The organism is Mixta sp. Marseille-Q2659, assembly GCF_940807255.1.
Classification (GTDB): Bacteria; Pseudomonadota; Gammaproteobacteria; order Enterobacterales; family Enterobacteriaceae; genus Mixta.
The window spans coordinates 1-22,403 of the sequence record NZ_CALNWY010000043.1 but is presented as its reverse complement, the minus strand read 5'-3'; the positions used below and the strand labels follow the sequence as shown (position 1 = coordinate 22,403).

21 protein-coding genes and 1 pseudogene are annotated in these 22,403 nt (G+C 54.7%); 6 read left to right on the top strand and 16 right to left on the bottom strand.

Annotation, left to right across the window (positions count from 1 at the left end; genetic code table 11):
- Positions 1-2: 2 nt before the first annotated feature.
- From lolD to cobB, 4 genes are read left to right on the top strand one after another with little or no spacing between them, the layout of a single operon-like run.
- Positions 3-698 carry a lipoprotein-releasing ABC transporter ATP-binding protein LolD gene (lolD, locus tag P3C52_RS19510; protein ID WP_275556537.1) on the top strand — a complete coding sequence of 232 codons (696 nt, stop codon included), beginning with the start codon at positions 3-5 and terminating at the stop codon, positions 696-698.
- Entirely contained in the window at positions 698-1,939 is a 1,242-nt protein-coding gene (gene lolE, locus P3C52_RS19505; protein ID WP_275556536.1) for a lipoprotein-releasing ABC transporter permease subunit LolE, read from the top strand. The genes lolD and lolE overlap by 1 nt, the downstream gene beginning before the upstream one ends.
- Positions 1,940-1,949: 10 nt before the next feature.
- Entirely contained in the window at positions 1,950-2,858 is a 909-nt protein-coding gene (gene nagK / locus P3C52_RS19500; protein WP_275556535.1) for an N-acetylglucosamine kinase, read from the top strand.
- Positions 2,859-2,872: 14 nt separating this feature from the next.
- Positions 2,873-3,712 carry a Sir2 family NAD+-dependent deacetylase gene (cobB, locus tag P3C52_RS19495; RefSeq protein ID WP_275556534.1) on the top strand — a complete coding sequence of 280 codons (840 nt, stop codon included), beginning with the start codon at positions 2,873-2,875 and terminating at the stop codon, positions 3,710-3,712.
- A gap of 117 nt (positions 3,713-3,829) precedes the next feature.
- Here the strand turns inward: cobB and potD are convergent, their stop codons facing one another.
- Genes potD through potA form a run of 4 tightly spaced genes read right to left on the bottom strand, consistent with a single transcriptional unit; the run spans position 3,830 to position 7,614 of the window.
- Positions 3,830-4,873, bottom strand: coding sequence for a spermidine/putrescine ABC transporter substrate-binding protein PotD (potD, locus tag P3C52_RS19490; RefSeq protein ID WP_275556533.1), 1,044 nt, complete (start codon positions 4,871-4,873; stop codon positions 3,830-3,832).
- Between the two features lie 11 nt (positions 4,874-4,884).
- Entirely contained in the window at positions 4,885-5,658 is a 774-nt protein-coding gene (gene potC / locus P3C52_RS19485; RefSeq protein WP_275556539.1) for a spermidine/putrescine ABC transporter permease PotC, read from the bottom strand.
- Positions 5,655-6,506 (bottom strand): spermidine/putrescine ABC transporter permease PotB, encoded by an 852-nt coding sequence (potB, locus tag P3C52_RS19480; protein ID WP_275556538.1) that lies wholly within the window; start codon positions 6,504-6,506, stop codon positions 5,655-5,657. Before potB ends, potC begins: the two co-directional genes overlap by 4 nt.
- Positions 6,499-7,614: a spermidine/putrescine ABC transporter ATP-binding protein PotA gene (potA, locus tag P3C52_RS19475; protein ID WP_275556532.1), complete on the bottom strand. Its 1,116-nt coding sequence runs from the start codon at positions 7,612-7,614 to the stop codon at positions 6,499-6,501. The genes potB and potA overlap by 8 nt, the downstream gene beginning before the upstream one ends.
- A gap of 271 nt (positions 7,615-7,885) precedes the next feature.
- Here potA and pepT point away from each other — a divergent pair, with 271 nt between their 5' ends.
- Entirely contained in the window at positions 7,886-9,112 is a 1,227-nt protein-coding gene (gene pepT, locus P3C52_RS19470; protein ID WP_275556531.1) for a peptidase T, read from the top strand.
- A 140-nt stretch (positions 9,113-9,252) separates the two neighbouring features.
- Here the strand turns inward: pepT and P3C52_RS19465 are convergent, their stop codons facing one another.
- From P3C52_RS19465 to rluE, 8 genes are all read right to left on the bottom strand, one after another.
- On the bottom strand, positions 9,253-10,377 hold the full coding sequence (locus tag P3C52_RS19465) for a cupin domain-containing protein (RefSeq protein WP_275556530.1): 1,125 nt from the start codon (positions 10,375-10,377) through the stop codon (positions 9,253-9,255).
- 56 nt (positions 10,378-10,433) lie between these two features.
- Positions 10,434-11,894 carry a two-component system sensor histidine kinase PhoQ gene (gene phoQ / locus P3C52_RS19460; RefSeq protein WP_275556529.1) on the bottom strand — a complete coding sequence of 487 codons (1,461 nt, stop codon included), beginning with the start codon at positions 11,892-11,894 and terminating at the stop codon, positions 10,434-10,436.
- 6 nt (positions 11,895-11,900) lie between these two features.
- Complete coding sequence (phoP, locus tag P3C52_RS19455; protein WP_275556528.1) at positions 11,901-12,569, bottom strand: two-component system response regulator PhoP; 669 nt, start codon at positions 12,567-12,569, stop codon at positions 11,901-11,903.
- Positions 12,570-12,675: 106 nt separating this feature from the next.
- The gene (purB, locus tag P3C52_RS19450) at positions 12,676-14,046 is read right to left on the bottom strand and encodes an adenylosuccinate lyase (protein ID WP_275556527.1); all 1,371 of its coding nucleotides are present in this window, start codon (positions 14,044-14,046) and stop codon (positions 12,676-12,678) included.
- A 50-nt stretch (positions 14,047-14,096) separates the two neighbouring features.
- On the bottom strand, positions 14,097-14,735 hold the full coding sequence (gene hflD, locus P3C52_RS19445; RefSeq protein ID WP_275556526.1) for a high frequency lysogenization protein HflD: 639 nt from the start codon (positions 14,733-14,735) through the stop codon (positions 14,097-14,099).
- 37 nt (positions 14,736-14,772) lie between these two features.
- Positions 14,773-15,885, bottom strand: a complete 1,113-nt coding sequence (gene mnmA, locus P3C52_RS19440; RefSeq protein WP_275556525.1) for a tRNA 2-thiouridine(34) synthase MnmA — start codon at positions 15,883-15,885, stop codon at positions 14,773-14,775.
- A 97-nt stretch (positions 15,886-15,982) separates the two neighbouring features.
- Positions 15,983-16,420 carry an NUDIX hydrolase gene (locus P3C52_RS19435; protein ID WP_275556524.1) on the bottom strand — a complete coding sequence of 146 codons (438 nt, stop codon included), beginning with the start codon at positions 16,418-16,420 and terminating at the stop codon, positions 15,983-15,985.
- Positions 16,421-16,432: 12 nt separating this feature from the next.
- Positions 16,433-17,089 carry a 23S rRNA pseudouridine(2457) synthase RluE gene (rluE, locus tag P3C52_RS19430; RefSeq protein ID WP_275556523.1) on the bottom strand — a complete coding sequence of 219 codons (657 nt, stop codon included), beginning with the start codon at positions 17,087-17,089 and terminating at the stop codon, positions 16,433-16,435.
- Between the two features lie 101 nt (positions 17,090-17,190).
- Here rluE and icd point away from each other — a divergent pair, with 101 nt between their 5' ends.
- A complete protein-coding gene (gene icd, locus P3C52_RS19425; RefSeq protein WP_275556522.1) occupies positions 17,191-18,444 on the top strand; it encodes an NADP-dependent isocitrate dehydrogenase in 1,254 nt (417 codons plus the stop codon).
- Between the two features lie 122 nt (positions 18,445-18,566).
- Here icd and P3C52_RS19420 read toward each other — a convergent pair.
- The 4 genes and pseudogenes from P3C52_RS19420 to P3C52_RS19405 all read right to left on the bottom strand — a co-directional run.
- Positions 18,567-19,418: pseudogene (locus tag P3C52_RS19420) on the bottom strand (tyrosine-type recombinase/integrase); the annotation flags it as partial.
- 16 nt (positions 19,419-19,434) lie between these two features.
- Positions 19,435-20,132, bottom strand: a protein-coding gene (locus P3C52_RS19415; RefSeq protein WP_094106546.1) for an IS1 family transposase whose coding sequence is annotated in 2 segments (ribosomal slippage) — positions 19,435-19,883 and positions 19,883-20,132 — 699 coding nt in all. Because the reading frame shifts where the segments join, the coding sequence is not laid out codon by codon here.
- 185 nt (positions 20,133-20,317) lie between these two features.
- On the bottom strand, positions 20,318-20,530 hold the full coding sequence (locus P3C52_RS19410) for a hypothetical protein (protein WP_275556521.1): 213 nt from the start codon (positions 20,528-20,530) through the stop codon (positions 20,318-20,320).
- Between the two features lie 14 nt (positions 20,531-20,544).
- On the bottom strand, positions 20,545-21,855 hold the full coding sequence (locus P3C52_RS19405; RefSeq protein ID WP_275556520.1) for a methyl-accepting chemotaxis protein: 1,311 nt from the start codon (positions 21,853-21,855) through the stop codon (positions 20,545-20,547).
- Positions 21,856-22,403: the final 548 nt, after the last annotated feature.

The following is a 22,403-nucleotide window of genomic DNA, read 5'->3' as shown; positions in this document are numbered from 1 at the left end:
ATTTGAATCTGTTACAGTGTAACCAACTGTGCAAACGCTATCAGGAAGGGAGCGTGCAGACAGACGTGTTACGCGACGTCAGCTTCACCATGCGTCCCGGCGAGATGATGGCAATTGTCGGCAGCTCTGGCTCCGGCAAAAGTACTCTGTTACATCTGCTGGGCGGGCTGGACGCGCCGACTTCCGGCGACGTGCTGTTTAGTGGTCGCGCCCTGAGCAGCATGTCCTCGGCGCAAAAGGCTGAACTCCGCAACCGCGAGCTGGGTTTTATCTATCAGTTTCACCACCTGCTGCCCGATTTTACCGCGCTGGAAAACGTGGCGATGCCGCTGCTGATCGGCAAGAAAAGCAAGCAGGAGGCGCAGGATCGCGCGCTGGAAATGTTGCGCGCCGTCGGGCTGGAAAAGCGCGCCGCGCACCGACCTTCCGAGCTGTCCGGCGGCGAGCGTCAGCGCGTGGCCATTGCGCGTGCGCTGGTGAATAACCCCCGGCTGGTGATGGCCGATGAGCCGACCGGCAACCTCGACGCGCGCAACGCCGACGCTATCTTCGATCTGCTGGGCGAGTTGAATGTGCGGCAGGGCACCGCTTTCCTGGTGGTCACCCACGATCTGCATCTGGCTAAGCGCCTGCCGGCGCAGCGTGAAATGCGCGACGGCCAGCTTAGCGAGCAGGTTACGCTGACGGGAGCGTTGTAATGGCGTCTCTCTCCCTACTGTTAGCGACGCGCTTTAGCGGCGGACGGCGGCGCGGCGGCATGGTTTCGCTGATCTCAGTAATCTCCACCCTGGGTATCGCGCTGGGCGTGGCGGTATTGATCGTCGGCCTGAGCGCGATGAACGGCTTCGAGCGCGAGCTGAATAACCGTATTCTGGCGGTGGTGCCACACGGCGAAATCGAACCGGTCAACGGCCAGCTCGCCGACTGGCAGTCGCTGCTGCCGCGAATGGAGCAGGTGCCGGGCATCGCCGCCGCTGCGCCCTATGTCAATTTTACCGGCCTGATCGAAAGCGGCGCGAAACTGCAGGCGATTCAGGTGAAAGGCGTCGATCCGGCACAGGAAAAGCGGCTCAGCGCGCTGCCGCAGTTTGTGCAGAATAACGCCTGGGCCAGCTTTAGCGCCGGCAAGCAGCAAATCATTATCGGCAGCGGGGCGGCCAAATCGTTGGGCATTCGCCAGGGCGACTGGCTGACAGTGATGATCCCCAACAGCGACGGGCAGAATAAGCTGCTGCAGCCGAAGCGTATTCGCTTACAGGTCAGCGGCATTTTGCAGCTGAGTGGTATGCTCGATCACAGCCTGGCGCTGGTGCCGCTGGCCGATGCGCAAAAGTATCTTGATATGCAGGATAACGTGACCGGCATCGCGCTGAAAATGAACGATCCCTTTAACGCCGTTAAGCTGGTGCGCGATGCGGGCGAGGTGACGCACGCTTACGTTTATATTCGCAGCTGGATCGGTACCTACGGCTATATGTATCGCGACATCCAGATGATCCGCGCCATTATGTATCTGGCAATGGTGCTGGTGATCGGCGTAGCCTGTTTCAATATCGTTTCCACGCTGGTGATGGCGGTAAAAGATAAAAGCAGCGATATTGCGGTGCTGCGTACTTTGGGGGCGAAAGATGGCCTGATTCGGGCGATTTTCGTCTGGTATGGCCTGCGCGCCGGGCTGCTGGGCAGCCTGAGCGGCGTGGTGGTTGGCGTGCTGGCCGCGCTTAATCTGACGCCGCTGATGCGCGGCATCGAACGGCTGACCGGGCATCATTTTCTCTCCGGCGATATTTACTTTATCGACTTCCTGCCATCGGAACTGCACTGGCTTGATGTGGCCTCGGTGCTGGCGACGGCTATCGTACTGAGCCTGGTGGCCAGCTGGTATCCGGCGCGGCGCGCCAGCCGTATCGATCCGGCGCGCGTACTCAGCGGACAGTAAGGGCGGCAGCATGTTTTACGGCTTCGATATGGGCGGCAGCAAAATCGCCCTCGGCGTTTATGATGCGCAGCGTCAGCTGTTGTGGAGCAAGCGCGTTCCCACGCCGCGCGACCATTATGCCGATCTGCTGGCGGCCTTTGTCAGCCTGACGGCGGAAGCGGACGCGGTAAGCGGCCAGCGCGGGCGCGTCGGCGTTGGCGTACCGGGCCTGATCAATCCCGCTGACGGCACGCTGTTTACTGCCAACGTGCCTGCGGCGCGCGGTCGCCCGCTGGGACGCGATCTGAGCGAACGGCTGGGGCGCGAAGTGCGCGTTGATAATGACGCCAACTGTTTTACCCTGTCCGAAGCCTGGGACGAGGCGTTTCAGGACTGTCCGGTGGTGCTGGGCCTGATTCTGGGCACCGGCGTCGGCGGCGGGCTGGTGGTGGACGGCAAACCGGTTTCCGGGCGCAACTTTGTGACTGGCGAAGCGGGACATATGCGCCTGCCCATCGATGCGTTGCAGGTGCTGGGCCGCGATATTCCGCTGCAACAGTGCGGTTGCGGCCAGCGCGGCTGCATGGAGTCTTATCTTTCCGGCCAGGGCTTCGCCTGGCTGTTTCAACATTTTTATCAGCAAACGCTGAGCGCGCCCGCTATTATCGAACGCTATTATCAGGGCGATCGGCAGGCGCTGGAACATACCGCGCGCTTTCGCGCGCTGCTGGCGGTCTGTCTCGGCAATCTGCTGACGTTGCTCGATCCGCATCTGGTGGTGCTGGGCGGCGGACTGTCAAATTTTGACGCGCTTTATGACGGGCTGGCGGAGCAGGTGAAGCCGCATCTGCTGCCAATGGCGAAGCCGCCGCGCTTCGCCAAAGCGCGTCATGGAGATGCGGGCGGAATGCGCGGTGCCGCATTCCTGCACCTCAGGTAACCAAAGGAGTTTTTATGCGCACACCCCGTCGCCGTTTACGTATTGCGCGCTTTCGCAAAACCCGACGCAAGATGCATCAGCGTTTTCGCCAGCGTATTTTTGAACGCGATCGTACCGCAGAGCTGGCCGCGCATCCGCAGCCGCGGGTGGTGGTGCTGACCGGCGCAGGCATTTCCGCCGAATCCGGCATTCGTACCTTTCGCGCCGATGACGGGCTGTGGGAAGAACACCGCATCGAAGATGTGGCGACGCCGGAAGGCTTTGCGCGTAATCCGGCACTGGTGCAGGCCTTTTACAACGCGCGCCGCCGCCAGCTGCAACAGCCGGAGATCCAGCCAAACGCCGCGCATCATGCACTGGCGGAGCTGGAGTCGGTGCTGGGTGATAACTTTCTGCTGGTGACGCAAAATATCGATAACCTGCACGAGCGTGCCGGTAGCCAGCGCGTGCTGCATATGCACGGCGAGCTGCTGAAAGTGCGCTGTGAAATGAGCGGTCAGGTGCTGGAGTGGACCGGCGATCTGAGCGCTGACGATAGTTGCCACTGCTGCCAGTTTCCGGCGCGTTTACGTCCGCACGTGGTCTGGTTCGGCGAGATGCCGTTGGGCATGGACGAAATCTATCAGGCACTTTCTGAGGCGGATTATTTCCTGGCGATCGGCACCTCTGGACACGTCTATCCGGCGGCAGGTTTTGTGCATGAGGCAAAACTTCAGGGCGTGCATACCGTCGAACTGAATCTGGAACCGAGTCAGGTTGGCAATCAGTTCGCTGAAAAGCATTATGGACTGGCCAGCGAAGTGGTGCCCGCCTGGGTGGAGAAGTTTCAGAAAGGGCTGCACCGGCTGGTGTAATATCGTCAGCCTTTGCCGATGCTACGCAAAGGCTGAACGCATAAAGCACCTGACGGGCAACATAGCTATTGATATAAAAAAGGCGACCCGCAGGTCGCCTTTTTGCTGCGGCCCGACTTAACGGCCCGCTTTCAGCTTCTGAAACAGCATCTCATACTGCACGCTGGCATCGCCAACGTCATCCTGCCATTCGCCGTTTTTGATCACTTCATCGGACGGATAGAGCGATTGATCATTCGCCACTTCCGCCGGCAGCAGTTTTCTGGCCGCCAGGTTAGGCGTTGGGTAGCCAATGGTTTCCGCCACCTGCGCCGCCACGTCCGGGCGCAGCAGGAAGTTAATCAGCTTCAGCGCGCCTTCTTTGTTTTTGGCGTTGGCCGGTATCGCCAGGCTATCCATCCAGAATATGCCGCCTTCTTTCGGCCAGATTACCTCCAGCGGCGTCCCCGCCTGACGCGCAACATAGGCCGAGCCGTTCCAGATCATCCCCAGATTGACTTCACCTTCCATAAAAGGGTTGCCGGGATTATCAGAGTTAAAGGCCAACACGTTCGGCATCAGCTTTTTCAGCTCTTCATACGCGGCGTTGATCTCTTTAGCATCGCGTGTATTGCCGGAATAGCCCAGCTTACGCAGCGCCATCTGGAAGACTTCACGGGCGTCGTCGGTCAGCAGCAGGCTCTGCTTGTACTGCGGCTTCCACAGATCGGCCCAGCTGGTCACGCTTTTCGCATCCATCGCATCGGTATTGACGCCAATCGCGGTCGCGCCCCAGATATAAGGGATCGAATAGTCATTATTCGGATCGAACGGCTTATTCAGCAGATTCGGATCGAGGTTATGAAAGTTAGAGAGCTTGCTCTTGTCGATCTTCTGGATCATACCCTCGTTGCGCATTTTCGCCACGAAGTAGGTTGACGGCACCACCAGATCGTATGCGCCATCCTGATAAGTTTTCAGCTTGGCGTACATACTTTCATTGGATTCATAGGTGGAGTAGATCACCTTGATGCCGGTCTCTTTAGTAAACTGCTCCAGCAGTCCCGGCGGCACATATTCAGTCCAGTTGTAGAAATAAAGCGTCTTGCCGTCGTCGGCCTGCGCGCTTTGTAAGCCCAGAGCCAGCGCACCCGCCGCCAGCCAGTAACCCCATTTCTTCATGACTTTTCCTCTTATTTTGTTTTATCACGCAGCAACAGCTGGCTGCCGACGACTAACAGCAGCGACAGTACCATCAGGATCGTTGCCAGCGCGTTCACCTCCGGCGAAACGCCGACTTTTACCATTGAATAAATTTTCAGCGGCAGGATCTCAAAGCTTGGTCCGGTGACGAAGGAGGAGACCACCACATCATCCATCGACAGGGTAAAGCTGAGCAGCCAGCCTGCGTCCACCGCGGGCATCGCCAGCGGCAGGATAATTTTACGCAAAATGGTCACTTCGCTGGCGCCCAGATCGCGCGCCGCTTCCAGCATGCGCACGTCAAAGCCCTTCAGGCGTGAATAGACCGTAATTACCACAAACGGCAGACAGAAGGTGATATGCGAAACCAGCAGTGACCAGAATCCCAGTGAAATGCCCAGCAGCATAAACAGCACCAGCAGGGAAATCGCCATCACAATATCGGGCGACATCATCACCACGAACAGCATGCCACTGACAAAGGGCTTGCCACGAAAGCGGTAGCGGTAGAGCGCCACTGCCGTCAGCGCGCCGATCAGCGTGGCAAAGCTGGCGGAAAGCACGCCCATAATCAGCGAATGCTTTGCCGCCTGGATCAGGCTGTCATTGTTCATTAACAGCGAATACCACTGGGTACTGAAGCCCTGCCAGTTAATGCCGAAACGCGAGGCGTTAAAAGAGTTAACGATCAGGATAACGATCGGAATATACAGCCAGGCATAAATGAGAAACATAAAGCCGCTGCGTAATGTTTTACCCATTATTCCAGCTCCACTTTCTTATTCAGCATGCGCGCTGCGCGCCAGTAAAACAGCAGCATCAGGCCCATCACCAGCGTCAGCACAATGCTGGTGGCTGCGCCGAACGGCCAGTCGCGAATATTCAGGAACTGGCTTTTAATCACGTTGCCGATCAGCAGATTCTTCGCGCCGCCCATTAAATCGGCGACGAAAAACAGCCCCATTGCCGGCAGCAGCACCAGCAGGCAGCCCGCCACAATGCCCGGCATCGTCAGCGGTAGAATAATGCGCCAGAATGTCTGCAGCTTGCTGGCGCCGAGATCGCGCGCCGCCTCCAGACAGGATTTGTCCAGCTTTTCCAGGCTGGAGTAGAGCGGCATCACCATAAAGGGCAGCAGAATATAAACCAGCCCCATTACCACCGCTTCGGAGGTGTACATAATGCGGAACGGTTTGTCGATAACGCCCAGCCAGAGCAAAAACTCATTCAGCCAGCCGCGCGTGCTGAGAAAAATCTTCAGGCCGTAAATACGGATCAGCGAGTTGGTCCAGAACGGCACAATTAACAGGAACAGCATTACCGGGCGGATACGTGCCGGCAGCTTTGTCAGACACCAGGCGAACGGATAGCCGAGCAGCAGGCAGCAGAGCGTGGCGATCAGCGCCATATTCAGCGAATGCAGCAGCACCGAACCATATAAAGGATCCAGCAGCCGGGTATAGTTATCGAAGGTCAGCGCCAGGCGGACAAAGTTGGCGTCATCACGCGTCAGAAAGCTGGTCGCGATAATCATCAGGTTGGGCAGAAAGACAAACAGCAGCAGCCAGCCGACGATCAGCGTGATAATCGTTTTCTGGAAACGGTTACGCATCATTTTCATCAGGCAGTACCACCTCCCAGCTCTCAACCCAGGTAATCGCCATCTTCTGATCCAGCGAGTGGTCAAAATCTGGATCGTCTTCGTTAAAGAATTCGCTGACGGTCACCAGCTTGCCGTTTTCCAGCTCGACGGTGGATTCCAGCGTCATGCCTTTATAGTTGCGCTCGCGCACGAAGCCCACCAGACCCTCGGCGCCGTCGCTGTCGTTGATCTCTTCAACGCGCAAATCTTCAGGGCGCAGCAGCACATGCAGCTTCTGGCCAGGCGTGACCGGGAAGGGCACCAGAATATCGCATTCGCGCCCTTCGACGCGGGCGCGCACGCGCTGATTATCTAGCGGCGCGATAACGATCGCATCGAACACGTTGATTTCGCCGATAAAGCGTGCCACAAACAGGTTGGCTGGCTCTTCATAGATTTCACGCGGCGAACCGTCCTGCTCAATGCGGCCATCGCGCAACACCACGATGCGATCCGACATGCTGAGCGCCTCTTCCTGATCGTGCGTCACGAAGACAAAGGTAATGCCCAGCTTGCGCTGCAGCGCCTTCAGCTCATTTTGCATCTGCTTGCGCAGTTTGTAATCGAGCGCCGACAGCGATTCGTCAAGCAGCAGGACTTTAGGGCGATTTACCACCGCACGCGCAATGGCAACGCGCTGCTGCTGGCCGCCGCTAAGCTGGTGCGGACGGCGATCGGCAAAGCTGTCCAGCTGCACCATCGCCAGCGCGTCGTTAACGCGCGCGGTAATTTCTGCCGCCGGGGTTTTCTGCATCCGCAGGCCAAAAGCGACGTTTTCAAACACCGTCATATGCGGGAACAGCGCATAGCTCTGGAAAACGGTATTAACATGGCGATGTTCAGCGGGCGTGGCGGTAATGGTTTCACCGTCGAGAATAATCTCGCCGCTGTCGGTTTCTTCAAGGCCAGCGATCAGGCGCAGAATGGTGGTTTTGCCGCAGCCGGAAGGGCCCAGCAGGGTAATAAACTCGCCGTGGTGTATGGTCAGGTTAAAATCGGCAATGATTTCTTTGCCGTCAAAAGCTTTACTGATGCCAGAAAGCGTAACCAGCGCCGTTTGCGCGCGTGTTTGCGTCATTTTAGTCACTCAGCCCGAAGTTATCGGCAGTCAGGGCTGCCTGTATGTGTGTAGAGCTTAGTCGCTACGGTCGACCAGCCAACAAAGTCAGGGGCGCGATGATACCTGAAAACGAGGCTAATTCCATGCTCGTAAATCAATAACCGCTATTTACCCGGATAAAAACGCGCTTTGCCTTTTTGCGCACTACGCTTTAACAGTATGACCTGACGCAATATGTTGGCAGCGCAGGCTTCACATAATAGCTCGCGGCCATTGAGAGAGAAGAAAGATGACAACGCTACTCGACCGGTTTTTACATTATGTTTCCTTTGATACGCAGTCGCGCGCTCATGCGCGCCAGGTTCCCAGCACGGAAGGGCAGTGGCTGCTGGCACGAGAATTACAGGCAGAGTTAATTGCGCTGGGGCTGGAGGATGTCACCCTCAGCGAACACTGCTGCGTGATGGCAACATTGCCGGCCAATGTGGATTATCCCACGCCGGTGATCGGCTTTATTTCCCATGTCGATACTTCGCCCGATTTCAGCGGCAAACATGTCAATCCGCAGATTGTGGAGAACTATCGCGGCGGCGATATTGCGCTCGGCATCGGCGAAGAGATCCTGTCGCCGGTTATGTTTCCGGTGCTGCACCAGCTGACTGGCCATACGCTGATCACCACCGATGGCAAAACGCTGCTCGGCGCGGATGATAAAGCGGGCGTGGCGGAGATTATGACCGCGCTGGCGCGGCTGGCGCAGGGCGATATTCCGCACGGGAAAATCCGCGTCGCCTTTACGCCCGATGAGGAAGTGGGGCGCGGCACCGAACATTTCGACGTCGCCGCGTTTGGCGCCGACTGGGCCTATACCATTGACGGCAGCGGACTGGGCGAGTTCCAGTTTGAAAACTTTAATGCCGCGTCGGTGACGGTAAAAATCGTCGGCAATAATGTGCATCCCGGCACGGCGAAAGGGGTGATGGTGAACGCGCTGGATCTGGCGATGCGTTTTCACGCCGAAGTTCCGGCTACGGAGAAACCGCAGTTCACCAGCGGTTACGAGGGCTTTTACCATCTGCACGGCATTAAAGGTACGGTAGAGCGTGCCGAGCTAAGCTATATCGTGCGTGATTTTGATCGCGACAACTTTGAAGCGCGCAAGCAGAAGCTGATCGATATTGCGCGGCGGGTAGGAAAGGGGCTGAATCCCGACTGTTATATCGACGTTACCGTAGAAGACAGCTATTACAATATGCGCGAGATCGTTGAGGCGCATCCGCACAGCATTGAGCTGGCGTTACAGGCGATGCGCAACTGCGGTGTAGAGCCGGACGTGAAGCCGATCCGCGGCGGTACCGACGGCGCCTGGCTCTCTTTTAAAGGTTTGCCTTGCCCGAATATCTTTACCGGCGGCTATAACTATCACGGCAAACATGAGTTCGCCTCGCTGAATATTATGGAGAAAACGGTTGAGGTGATTGTCGGGATCGCCCAGCTGGCGGCGGAGAAGAAATAAACGGCGGCTGGTCAGAGGTCAGCTGCCGATTACGTTTGATAAACGAAGCTGCTGTATAACGTCTTCTTGATAAAAGCGCCTGCGATTGCAGGCGCTTTTGCGTAACTTTTTTATGGCAGGCAAAAGATTTGCCGCCCACCTTACTCTTCGTTAAAGAACCAGTAGCCGCTGTTGACCAGTCCGGCCAGCTGCGCGAGAAAAGCGGGATCGTCCAGCGCATCGCCGAAATCACGCAGGCTCAGCGTCTGTTTATCAGCCAGCGCGCTCAGCGCCGCCGGATGCACCGACTCCAGCTGCTCGCCGTTGATAAACACCGCCTCGCCGATCTTCAGCACCCGCAATCCGCCCAGGCGCGTCAGCTTATCGCCCTGCTGGAGCGCATCATAAATTTCATCAGGCTGGTAAGGCGGCTCCGGCGGGGCAATATCCAGTTCGTGACGCGACTGCGAAATAAACTCGCCGAACCAGTGACGGAACTGCTCCGGCTGATCGATCACTTCCAGCATCAGCTGACGAATGCCGTCGAGTTCCTGCGGCAGAATAGCCGCCGGGCAGTCGCGCATGGCGATGTCCGGGTCGTTGTAACGACGGCTGCCCAGCTCGCGCGCCAGCACAAAATCCGCGAAGCCGCTGATCAGCTCGCGGCCGCTTGGCGCACGGAAGCCAACGGAATAGTTCAGCGCGTTCTCCAGCGAATAGCCTTCATGCGGGAAACCTGGCGGAATATAGAGAATATCGCCCGGCTCCATCTCCTCATCGATAATGGCGTCGAACGGCTCGACCTGCAGCAGATCCGGGTGCGGACAGTGCTGTTTTAACGGCGTTTTATCACCTACGCGCCAGCGACGACGGCCGGTGCCCTGAATAATAAACACGTCATACTGATCGAGATGCGGGCCGACGCCGCCGCCCGGCACCGAGAAAGAGATCATCAGATCGTCGATGCGCCAGTCGGGTAAAAAACGGAACGGACGCATCAGTGCGGCGCACGGCTCATGCCAGTGATTAACCGCCTGCACCAGCAGCGACCAGTTATGCTCGCCGAGGTGATCGTAGCTTTCGAACGGGCCGTGGCTGACCTGCCATTTGCCATCCTGCTGGCTAACCAGCCGGCTGTCCACTTCGCTTTCCATCGCCAGTCCCGCCAGCTCATCGGGCGAGATAGGATCGATAAAGTTTTTGAAGCCACGCTTCAGGATAACCGGGCGCTTTTGCCAGTAATTGTTTAAAAAGTCGGACTCGTTAAGGTCGAGCTGATAATCCATACGATATTCCAGTGCAGGCGAGAAATTGCAGCAAGTATAACAGCGGCGGCGCGGTTCTACTCAAGGTTATGTTCGACTTCCTGACGCTGAAAAATCACTTTCATCCGCGCGCCGCCAAGCGGGCTGGTGCCCGCTTCAATATCGCCTGCGTATTGTTCAAGAATATCGCGCGCGACCGCCAGCCCCAGCCCCTGGCCGGGACGCAGCGTATCGGCCCGCTGGCCGCGCAGAAAGATCATTTCACGCTTGCTTTCAGGAATGCCCGGCCCGTCATCTTCCACGATTAGCTGCAGGCTGGATTCAGTCTGCTGGGCGCTGATTTCCACAAACTCCAGGCAATATTTGCAGGCGTTATCCAGCACGTTACCCATCACTTCCATAAAATCGTTCTGATCGCCGACAAAGGTGATTTCCGGTGAAATATCCAGCGTCAGCGACACGCCTTTGCGCTGATAAACCTTATTCAGTGCGGAACAGAGGCCGTCCAGCAGCGCGGAAACCGAGTGCAGCTCGCGTTTCAGCGGATTGTGATCCGCCTGCATGCTGGCGCGGTGCAGATAGTAGCCGATCTGTTGCGAGATGCGACTAATCTGCTCCAGCATTATCGGCTCCGCCTGCTCAATGGAGAAATTCTTGCCGCCGCGCAGGGAGCGCAGCGTACTTTGCAGCACCGCCAGCGGCGTTTTCAGGCTGTGGGTTAAATCAGAAAGGGTAGTACGGTAGCGCGTATAGCGCTGGCGTTCATTTTCCAGCAGCAAATTCAGGTTGCGCACCAGGCTGCGTAGCTCCTGCGGCGGGTTAGGATCGAGCGCCTCGCGCTGGCTGCTTTCCAGTTCGCGAATCTGGCTGGCCAGCGTGCCGATAGGGCGCAGGCTCCAGTGCGCCGCCAGCCAGAGCAGCGGGATTACCAGCAGCAGGTTAACCACCAGCACATAGCTGAACCATGACCAGACCACATCGGAGTGCTGAAGCTCCTGCGGGATGGAGTCAACCACCACAATGGTTAATGCAGGCAGGCTGGTTGTGGCGTCGTAGCGATTGACCGCCACCGAGTGGGTAAAGGTGCCGTCGCCGTTATCGTCATAGGCGTGCAGCTTATTTTTCGCCGCCTGATCGTTACCGATCGCTTCCCGGCTGGTCTGATTATTGGTGTCGATTTCGTAAAAGTCGGGCTTTTTCAGCCACTCCGGGCGGATTTTATGACGTACTTCCGGCACGTCGCGCTGCTGCCAGAGCAGCCTTCCGCGTTCATCATAGATAAACACCAGCGTCGGCGAGTTAAGCGTCATCTGCTCCGGCTGAGCGATGGTCAGGCGGTTATCGTGCCATTGCGCCAGGGTATAAAACAGATTGCTTTCGCCGCGCATTACGCGATAGGAGGTCTTATCAAAGCTGACGATATAGCCGACAACGGCAACCATGCCGTAGGAGAGCGACAGGATAAGCACCACGGCGGCGGTAGCCAGCAGGAAGCGGGCGCGCAGTGAAAAAGGCCGTTTGCCTTGCAGAATGGCCATCGGCGTTTAAATATCGAAGCGGTAGCCCTGACCGCGCACTGTGGTGATCACTTCCTGCGGGTAAACCGCCTGGATCTTTTTACGCAGCCGGCCCATTAATACATCAATGGTGTGGCTTTCGCGCAGTTCCGCGTCGGGATAGAGCTGCAGCATCAGCGAATCTTTGCTGACTACCTTGCCGACGTTACGAATCAGCGTCTCAATAATGGTGTATTCAAATGCGGTTAGCTTGATCTGCTCATCGTTTATCGTCAGCTCGCGCCGCGACAGATCGATTTGAAACGGAGACAAATTGATAATTTGCGAAGCCAGACCGCTGTTGCGGCGCATTAACGCCTGCATCCTCGCCACCACTTCTTCAATATGGAAAGGCTTGGTGACATAGTCGTCGGCGCCTGCTTCCAGCGCTTCGACTTTTGCCTGCCAGCCTTCGCGGGCGGTCAAGACCAGGATCGGCTGCTTCACCTCCTGCGCGCGCCAGCGACGAATCAGCGTCATACCATCTTCGTCGGGCAGGCCGAGATCGACCAGCGTAATATCGGGAGAGTGTTCAGCCAGGAAATAGTCCGCTTCTTTTGCATCTTCTGCCGCATCGACCTGATGGCCCATTTCACGCAGCTGTACAGATAAATGATGGCGTAGCAGAGCGTTATCCTCTACAACCAATACGCGCATATGCCTTTCCTTAACAAATGACCCTGGGCTGATTATAGGGGAGTGCGGATAAACCGGGGCTTAACGCAAGACAAATCCCGGACGCAGGGGCGTCCGGGCGAGGGCGTTACTTCAGGTCGTCAACCATCTGGACGGCACGGCCCAGGTAATTGGCTGGCGTCATCTGCTTCAGACGCGTTTTCTCTTCTTCCGGCAGCGCCAGGCTGTCGATAAAGGCCTGCATCCCGGCCGCGTCCACGCGTTTGCCGCGCGTCAGCTCTTTCAGCTTTTCATATGGCTTTTCAATGCCGTAACGACGCATTACGGTCTGAATCGGCTCCGCCAGCACTTCCCAGTTCTGGTCCAGCTCCGCCAGCAGACGATCGCGGTTGACTTCCAGCTTGGAGACGCCTTTCAGCGTCGCCTGATAGGCGATCAGCGCGTAGCCAACGCCAACGCCGAGGTTACGCAATACGGTGGAGTCGGTCAGGTCGCGCTGCCAGCGGGAGACCGGCAGTTTACTGGCCAGGTGTTGCATCACCGCGTTTGCCAGACCCAGGTTGCCTTCCGAGTTTTCGAAATCGATCGGGTTGACCTTGTGCGGCATGGTGGAAGAACCGATTTCGCCAGCGACAGTTTTCTGTTTGAAGTGGTTCAGCGCGATGTAACCCCAAATATCGCGATCGAAATCGATCAGGATGGTATTAAAGCGGGCAATGCAGTCAAACAACTCGGCAATATAGTCGTGCGGCTCGATCTGGGTGGTGTAGGGGTTCCAGCTAATGCCCAGTGAGGTGACAAAGCTTTCGCTCAGCTGATGCCAGTCCACTTCCGGGTAGGCGGCCAGATGCGCATTATAGTTGCCCACCGCGCCGTTGATTTTGCCCAGAATCTCTACCTGTTCCAGCTGGCGCAGCTGGCGTGACATACGGTAAGCCACGTTCGCCATCTCTTTGCCCAGCGTGGAAGGCGTAGCGGGCTGGCCATGAGTGCGCGACAGCAGCGGAATATCGCGATACTGATGCGCCAGTCCTTTGACCGCCTCAATCAGCTGTTTCCAGTAAGGCAGAATGACGTCGCGGCGCGCGGTTTCCAGCATCAAGGCGTGGGAGAGGTTATTAATATCTTCTGAGGTACAGGCGAAGTGGATAAATTCAGAAACGGCATGCAGCGCAGGCACCTCAGCCACTTTTTCCTTCAGGAAATACTCCACCGCTTTAACGTCGTGGTTGGTGGTGCGCTCAATGGTTTTGATGCGCGCGGCGTCAGTTTCGTTGAAATTAGCGACAATCGCATCAAGGAAAGCGTTTGCGTCGGCGTCAAAAGCAGGAACTTCCTTGATCTCTGCAGTCGCGGCCAGTTTTTGTAACCAGCGAACTTCAACCTCAACGCGGAATTTCAGCAGGCCATACTCGCTGAAAATGGTGCGTAACGGGCTGACTTTTTCGCCGTAACGACCATCGACAGGTGAGACGGCGGTCAGAGAGGATAATTCCATCAGAGCAACTCCTGGATCGTTAACTAAAGGTCTGGTGCATATCGGCCCGATCAGGCCGACGGCATACCGGCTAAAATACGTTTCGCCTCACGGATCAGGCGGTTTCGGGAAAACATTAACTGCAGGCGGCCTCCGCCAACCTGATGCCACAGCACCGCCGAGCGGATACCCGCCAGCAGTACGGCGCGAACTTTGCTTTGTACCTGCGGATTTTGCAGGACGGCCGGTGACCCTGTCACCTGAATACGCGGCCCCAGCGGGCTGATAACATCGACATAAATCCCGGCCATGGCGGCGATAAGCGTTTCAGATTCAAGGTCGTAATGCGCCAGCTGGCGATCGAGCTGGGCAATGCGCTGCGCCAGCGTGTTCATGGCCGATTTGTTGGCGCTCAGCTTACGCTCCAGCACCATCAGGCTCAGGGTATAACGGGTCAGCTCAGCGCTAAGCCCCTGACGGCTGGGATTGCCCAGCACCGCCAGCAGCGTTTCAAGACCAAAGCGCAGCTGCACTTCATCATTGCCGTAAACTGCCAGCGTGGAGGAGGGATTAAGATCGAGCAGGCTGCTCAGCGAGGTTTTTAACGCCTGTGCATCGCACTGGCCCTGATGGGCCAACTGCTGCGCCAGATGCGCGGACTGGCAGATGCCTGCCAGCGCCAGCGTGATGTCGTAATAATTTTTAGCCACGGTTACTCCTGTATACACATCGGCGCCGCACGCGATGTTATGCCGGTACCAGCGGTAAACGCTGCTCGATAATGCCGCCGCCAAGGCAGACTTCGCCGAGGTAGAAAACGGCAGACTGGCCGGGCGTAACCGCGGCGACCGGCTGCTCGAAGCGGACTTCGATGCGATCGTCATCCAGCGGCGTGATAACGCAGGGAATATCTTCCTGGCGATAACGGGTTTTCACCACGCAGGCCAGCGGTTCGCGCAACGTCTCGCGATCGACCCAGTGCAGCTGTTGCGCAATCAGACCGACGGACATCAGACGCGGATGGTCGGCGCCCTGTGCGACAATCAGGCGGTTGTTGGCGACATCTTTATCCACCACATACCAGGGATTATCGTTGCTCTCTTTCAGGCCGCCGATGCCCAGACCTTTGCGCTGTCCCAGCGTGTGGTACATCAGGCCCTGATGTTCGCCAACGGTCAGGCCGTCAACGGTGACGATCGCGCCCGGCTGCGCGGGCAGATAGCGCCCCAGAAAGTCACGGAATTTACGCTCGCCGATAAAGCAGATGCCGGTAGAATCTTTTTTCTTCGCGGTCACCAGCTCCAGCTGCTCCGCAATGCGGCGCACTTCCGGCTTCGACAGTTCGCCGACCGGGAACAGGCTTTGCGCAATTTGCTGATGGCTGAGCGTATAGAGGAAATAGCTCTGATCTTTGTTGCCATCCAGGCCGCGCAGCAGCTGGCTTTTGCCATTGCTGTCGTGGCGGCGCACATAGTGGCCGGTGGCAATAAAGTCTGCGCCGAGATCTTCTGCCGCAAACTCCAGGAAGGCTTTAAATTTGATCTCTTTATTGCAGAGAATATCGGGATTTGGCGTGCGGCCCGCCTTATATTCTTCCAGGAAATGCTCGAAGACGTTATCCCAGTATTCAGCGGCAAAGTTAACCTTATGCAGCTTCATACCGAGTTTGTCGCACACCGCCTGGGCGTCGGCCAGATCGTCGGCGGCGGTACAATACTCTTCGCCGTCGTCCTCTTCCCAGTTTTTCATAAATAACCCTTCCACCTGATAGCCCTGCTGCTGCAGTAACCAGGCGGAAACGGAAGAATCGACGCCGCCGGACATCCCGACGATCACTTTTTTCTGGCTGTTGTCAGACATGACACACTCACGACAAGGAACAAAAACAGGCGGCGTATTCTAGCACGCGTCCGCCAGGGACGCATCCCCGTAGCGGACGTTGGACGGTGGAAAGCCATTATCGATAAAAACGCACCAGCGACAGCGGATAGCGCACGCCGCTCTGCCAGATGCGCACACTTTCCGCCACCAGCGGCGAACGCAGATGCGCCGCGTCCAGAATTTGCTGTGGCGACAGCCACCAGCAGCGGTCAATATCGCTATCCTGCGGCTGGGTTGCGACCCGCTCAGGCAGGTCAAGCGCAAACAGAAAACGGATAAAGGGCGTATTATCGGGCGCGGTCCACTGCTGAACACCAAGGAAGTGCGCCATTTCCGCCTGAATGCCGGTCTCTTCATACAGCTCGCGGCTGGCGGCCTCTAACAGGCTCTCTTCCGCTTCCAGATGGCCAGCAGGCTGATTCCAGGTCGCTTTGCCGTTAATGGTCTCTTCCACCACCAGCAATTCGCCTTCCGCCTGCACGATGCAGGCTACGGTCACGTGCGGTTTGTACATCAGCAGCTCCGGTTAAAAATGTTCGGTGACGTCGCGCCATTCGCCCGGCGCGAGACCATCCAGCGTGAGCGACGCCATACCATAACGGATCAGGCGCAGAGTAGGGAAGCCAACGTGCGCGGTCATCCGTCGCACCTGGCGGTTGCGCCCTTCATACAGCGTAATTTTTAGCCAGCTGACCGGAATCGATTTGCGTTCGCGGATCGGCGGCTGACGCGGCCACAGCCAGGCGGGTTCCGCCACGCTTTCCACCTGCGCAGGCAGGGTCGGACCATCTTTCAGATTAACGCCAGTACGCAGCGCCTGGATCGCGGCCTCATCCGGCTCGCCCTCTACCTGTACATAGTAAATTTTCCCGGTGCGTTTGCCCGGCTGCGTCAGCTTCGCCTGCAGCGCGCCATCGTTGGTCAGCACCAGCAGGCCTTCACTGTCGCGGTCCAGACGGCCTGCGGCGTAAACATCGCTGACCGGAATAAAATCTTTCAGCGTGGAGCGTCCCGCTTCATCGGTAAACTGCGGCAGCACATCGTAGGGTTTGTTAAAAATGATCACACGCCGTGGGCCTTTGCGCTGGGTGGCAGAAGCAGCAGGGCGGCTGAATCGTTTAACTCGGTGATTCTTAACAACTGTTTTAGGCATAAGCTTTGCACTTGATTTGAATGAGCGCATTATAACGCGAAATCGAGATGATTGGCGCGACGGCAATATTCAAGTAGTATTGACGCGCATCTTACAAATCATTAACAAAAAAGCGCTCGAAGGAGAGGTTAATGGAAAGCAAAGTAGTAGTTCCGGCGGAAGGTCAGAAAATCACGCTCGACGATCAGGGAAAACTGGTTGTTCCCGCTAATCCAATCATCCCTTATATCGAGGGTGATGGTATTGGGGTAGACGTTTCTCCCGTAATGATCAAAGTGGTTGATGCCGCTGTGAAAAAAGCCTACAACGGCGAGCGAAAAATTTCCTGGATGGAAATTTACACCGGCGAGAAATCCACCGAGCTGTATGGCCCGGATGTCTGGCTGCCGCAGGAAACCCTTGACCTGATTAAGGAATACCGCGTTGCCATTAAAGGCCCGTTGACCACTCCGGTTGGCGGCGGTATTCGCTCTCTGAACGTTGCGCTGCGTCAGCAGCTGGACCTGTATATCTGTCTGCGTCCGGTTCGCTACTACCAGGGCACGCCAAGCCCGGTTAAACGTCCGCAGGATACTGATATGGTGATCTTCCGTGAAAACAGTGAAGACATCTATGCTGGTATTGAGTGGAAAGCGGGCACGCCGGAAGCGGACAAAGTGATCAAGTTCCTGCAGGAAGAGATGGGCGTAAATAAAATCCGCTTCCCGCAGCAGTGCGGCATTGGCGTGAAGCCTTGTTCGGAAGAAGGCACCAAGCGTCTGGTGCGCGCGGCCATTGAATATGCCATTACCAACGATCGCGATTCCGTGACGCTGGTTCATAAAGGCAACATCATGAAATTCACCGAAGGTGCCTTTAAAGACTGGGGCTACCAGTTGGCACGCGATGAGTTCGGCGGCGAGCTGATCGACGGCGGCCCGTGGATGAAGATCAAGAACCCGAACAGCGGCAAAGAGATCGTGATTAAAGACGTGATCGCTGACGCCTTCCTGCAGCAGATCCTGCTGCGTCCGGCTGAGTATGATGTTATCGCCTGTATGAACCTGAACGGTGACTACATTTCTGACGCCCTGGCGGCGCAGGTTGGCGGTATCGGTATCGCACCAGGCGCTAACATCGGTGACGAATGCGCGCTGTTCGAAGCGACCCACGGCACCGCGCCAAAATATGCTGGTCAGGACAAAGTGAACCCAGGCTCCGTTATCCTTTCTGCTGAGATGATGCTGCGCCACATGCAGTGGTTCGAAGCCGCAGACCTGATTGTTAAAGGCATGGAAGGCGCTATCGCCAACAAAACCGTGACCTATGACTTCGAACGTCTGATGGAAGGCGCTAAATTACTGAAATGTTCAGAGTTTGGCGACGCGATGATCGAAAATATGTAATCGCTGATTTGTAACATCCGGCCAACATAAGTTGTTAAATTTATGTTGGCTTTTTTATTTATACTCCTTTCCCCAAAACTTCCCCAAAACTCTTCCCCAAAACTGTTCGCAAAATGTACAAATTAAACCGCGATTACCATCCATCCTTTCCCCCGATCGTCATGGTATTTTGCTGTTTGTTGTACCGATTTATGGCCCAGCAGTTTTTGCGTATCGACCCCCTGTTTTTCGTATAAACGCTCTGCCAGTGAACGCTGTTCGTGAAACGTGGCTGGTGTCCCGTCCCCCCAGTCAATTTTCGCGGCGTCGCGTGCCATGCTGAAGTTCAGTGTAAGGGTACGGGCCTTTACCTGTGCGCCGCGCTCCGCCTGTGAAGTTGAGCGGAAGAAGTGAACCAGCCAGGGACTGACAGCGTAGTCACGACAACGCGCTACCACTTCTTTCAGGCTCCAGCCAATTGCATCGCATCGTAGCGCCAGTGGGATCGCGATTTTTGTCCCGGTTTTCTCCTGCACAACGTGCAGGTGGTCATCCCATATATCGGAAAACTTCATTCGGGAAATGTCACCCAGGCGCTGACCGGCGACAATAGCCAGCAACATGGCATTACCCATATAGCGGTGACGGGCGTCCGCTATCTCAAATATCTTCTGCCATTCCTCCAGGCTGAGGCGCTGCCGCTTCACCCGCAGACGCGGTTGTTTCGTGGCTGCTGCCGGGTTATAGCCGGGCGGCACATGGCCAGCATGTTGTGCCTCTTTGAATACATCAATAAGCACCATCCTGACGACCTGGGCCATCCTGCTGTGCCCCTGCGATTTCACGTCGTCGATTATTTCTGCAATTTCTAACGCCGTGATATCTTTCAAATACAGCATTCCTGAATGCTGACGTAATAATTCAACAGGCTTTTTCTTTTGTTTAACTGAGTTAATTTTTATTTCGCCTGCTTCCAGTCTTTCCTGCTGGATTTCAGGTAATGACTCCAACTTACTGATAGTGTTTTATGTTCAGATAATGCCCGATGACCTTGTCATGCAGCTCCACCGATTTTGAGAACGACAGTGACTTCCGTCCCAGCCTTGCCAGATGTTGTCTCAGATTCAGGTTATGTCGCTCAATGCGCTGAGTGTAACGCTTGCTGATAACGTGCAGCTTTCCCTTCAGGCGTGATTCGTACAGCGGCCAGCCATCCGTCATCCATACCACGACCTCAAAGGCCGACAGCAGGCTCAGAAGACGCTCCAGTGTGGCCAGAGTGCGTTCACCGAAGACGTGCGCCACAACCGTCCTCCGTATCCTGTCATACGCGTAAAACAGCCAGCGCTGACGTGATTTAGCACCGACGTAGCCCCACTGTTCGTCCATTTCAGCGCAGACAATCACATCACTGCCCGGTTGTATGCGCGAGGTTACCGACTGCGGCCTGAGTTTTTTAAGTGACGTAAAACCGTGTTGAGGCCAACGCCCATAATGCGTGCACTGGCGCGACATCCGACGCCATTCATGGCCATATCAATGATTTTCTGGTGCGTACCGGGCTGAGAGGCGGTGTAAGTGAACTGTAGTTGCCATGTTTTACGGCAATGAGAGCAGAGATAGCGCTGATGTCCGGCAGTGCTTTTGCCGTTACGCACCACGCCTTCAGTAGCGGAGCAGGAAGGACATCTGATGGAAATGGAAGCCACGCAAGCACCTTAAAATCACCATCATACACTAAATCAGTAAGTTGGCAGCATTACCGAAGATATATTCTTTTATATATCAATCTGGTAGTTACCTTACTAAGAAATATAGGGTAAGGCCAGAAGCTATTCAATAAGTAATACAGCTTTACTGGCCTTTACATGTTATATCATTAGGTTTCTTTTGCCTAAAGTTTAAAAGAACTCACTTCGCTTAATAGCTTGCTAGCTTGTTGACTAAGTGAATTAGCTGCCGTAGACATTTGCTCTACCATTGCCGCATTTTGCTGTAGATTACTTTCCATCTGATTAACAGCAATATTAACTTGATCAATGCCATAGCTTTGTTCTTTAGATGAATTGTTGACCTGATTAATCAATTGTGTAGTTTCGTCAACCACGACTAAAGCCTCATTCATTCGTGTCGTACATTAGCAGCGTATACAACACCCTTATCAACATTTTGAATCGCCTCTTCAATCAGGCCGCGTATATCTCGTGCTGCGACTGAAGAACGCTGTGATAATGAACGTACCTCGCCAGCCACAACAGCGAACCCTTTCCCTTGCTCCCCAGCTCGCGCTGCTTCTACTGCCGCGTTAAGCGCAAGAATGTTTGTCTGGAATGCAATCCCGTCAATGATAGATGTAATCTCAGAAATTTTATTAGAGGAAGCAGATATATCGTTGATTGATCCCTTTAAAGCGCTGAGTTCGCGGTTACTTTCATTTACTATTGACTGTACCTTTTCTATAAAATTGTTAGCTTCTTTTGCGTTATCCATGTTGTGTTTTACTGTTGCGGATAATTCATTCATACTGGCAGCTGTTTGTTCCAAAGAAGATGCTTGAGATTCGGTGCGTGAAGAAAGATCATCATTACTATGAGCTATTTCATTAGCAGCTGTATCGACCTCTTTGCTTGCATCCTTAACGTTATAAAGAACGTCCCGGAATTTCTCTACGAGACCATTAAAACTGTTAGCTGTTGCGCCAAGTTCATCTTTTTTATCCAAATTAACGCGTAGTGTCAGGTCCAGACTATCCCCAATTTCCTTCATGCTACCCTGTAAATTTTGTAGACCTTTTTTGATGTAATTAAGGATGGAGTAAGAAAAAAATCCTGTCAGTAGTACCGCAACACCAATGATGATAATCAGGAACCATAAAGTTTTGAGATATTGAGTGTTGTTATCTTCTGCAAACTTAGTGGCAATTTCATAATTATAAACTAACAAATTCTTGATGCTTTTACTTAAAGCAATCGAGGCTGCAGCTGTCTCACCGCCATCCGATACCAGTGTTCTGGCGGCTTCAACCCCATCCGTTTCATATGTTTTCACCATTTGGTCAACTTTAGTTCGATAATTATTAAAATCCTGAATTGTGTTTTCTATTGACTGAGAATCTTTTTCATCCGATATCAAATGTGCCTTATAATAATCCAAAGCTTCTTGCGCTTGATTTAAAAAGTCAGTCGCGTTAGCCATATGTTTATCGAAAACATCTTTTTGGGGTATCAGTAAGGACATGAGTATTTGCCGTCTCGCTTCCTCACGATACTGCAAGATTTCGCCTATTTTATTTATGCTCGGTAGCGAATTAGTCGCTACATAGTCAAACCGGTCTTGAGCCTTGTCCAGGGATTTTATGCTTATAATTCCAATAGTTACCAATGTTACAAGTATAAAAATAAAAATGAGCGACAGTTTTTTTAAAATCGTCATGAGATAGTCTCAATGGGTTAGCGAAGATATGTTCATTTTATCGGCTGCCCAGGCACAACCTTTATAGGGGGGGCTATAAAAATATTAATTATTTTTATGAGTTAATGAGTGAGTGGGAAATTATGCTTTACTGTTGTTAATGTGATATTTGTGATTTGTGTCATTTTCTTATGCGTGCCGCAATTTTTTCCAGTGCCCCGGCACTAAGCAATCTACTTCAAAATCATCAGGCTGCGTTGGGCGATAAGCGGACATTGAACCCGACAAAGCAGATATAAGATAGATTTTCTTTATTTGTTTTTCCCTCAAAGCTGTTCGTAATTTTCTGCCTGCTTAAAAAACCGGATTAACGAATGATGTTTTACGTTTTCCAGGCGGCCTTCATCGGTAACTGCCTGTCTTACAGATGCCTGGGTACTCAGGCATCTTACCCTCTTTGGCAAGGTCAGATTCAGCGCCTGGATCCTGAGGAATAAAGACCCCAACCACACCAATTCCCCCCGTTGCTTTCGTCGAGGCAACAAGACTGTTCATAGTGACCGAATTGT

Bases quoted from the DNA above. Each gene is read 5' to 3' on its own strand.
- potA (WP_275556532.1), bottom strand. From the start codon at position 7,614: ATGACGCAAACACGCGCGCAAACGGCGCTGGTTACGCTTTCTGGCATC.
- lolE (WP_275556536.1), top strand. From the start codon at position 698: ATGGCGTCTCTCTCCCTACTGTTAGCGACGCGCTTTAGCGGCGGACGG.
- nagK (WP_275556535.1), top strand. From the start codon at position 1,950: ATGTTTTACGGCTTCGATATGGGCGGCAGCAAAATCGCCCTCGGCGTT.
- potB (WP_275556538.1), bottom strand. From the start codon at position 6,506: ATGCGTAACCGTTTCCAGAAAACGATTATCACGCTGATCGTCGGCTGG.
- P3C52_RS19465 (WP_275556530.1), bottom strand. From the start codon at position 10,377: ATGGATTATCAGCTCGACCTTAACGAGTCCGACTTTTTAAACAATTAC.
- potD (WP_275556533.1), bottom strand. From the start codon at position 4,873: ATGAAGAAATGGGGTTACTGGCTGGCGGCGGGTGCGCTGGCTCTGGGC.
- P3C52_RS19405 (WP_275556520.1), bottom strand. From the start codon at position 21,855: ATGACGATTTTAAAAAAACTGTCGCTCATTTTTATTTTTATACTTGTA.
- cobB (WP_275556534.1), top strand. From the start codon at position 2,873: ATGCGCACACCCCGTCGCCGTTTACGTATTGCGCGCTTTCGCAAAACC.
- P3C52_RS19435 (WP_275556524.1), bottom strand. From the start codon at position 16,420: ATGTACAAACCGCACGTGACCGTAGCCTGCATCGTGCAGGCGGAAGGC.
- pepT (WP_275556531.1), top strand. From the start codon at position 7,886: ATGACAACGCTACTCGACCGGTTTTTACATTATGTTTCCTTTGATACG.
- rluE (WP_275556523.1), bottom strand. From the start codon at position 17,089: ATGCGCTCATTCAAATCAAGTGCAAAGCTTATGCCTAAAACAGTTGTT.
- phoP (WP_275556528.1), bottom strand. From the start codon at position 12,569: ATGCGCGTATTGGTTGTAGAGGATAACGCTCTGCTACGCCATCATTTA.
- phoQ (WP_275556529.1), bottom strand. From the start codon at position 11,894: ATGGCCATTCTGCAAGGCAAACGGCCTTTTTCACTGCGCGCCCGCTTC.
- purB (WP_275556527.1), bottom strand. From the start codon at position 14,046: ATGGAATTATCCTCTCTGACCGCCGTCTCACCTGTCGATGGTCGTTAC.
- mnmA (WP_275556525.1), bottom strand. From the start codon at position 15,885: ATGTCTGACAACAGCCAGAAAAAAGTGATCGTCGGGATGTCCGGCGGC.
- icd (WP_275556522.1), top strand. From the start codon at position 17,191: ATGGAAAGCAAAGTAGTAGTTCCGGCGGAAGGTCAGAAAATCACGCTC.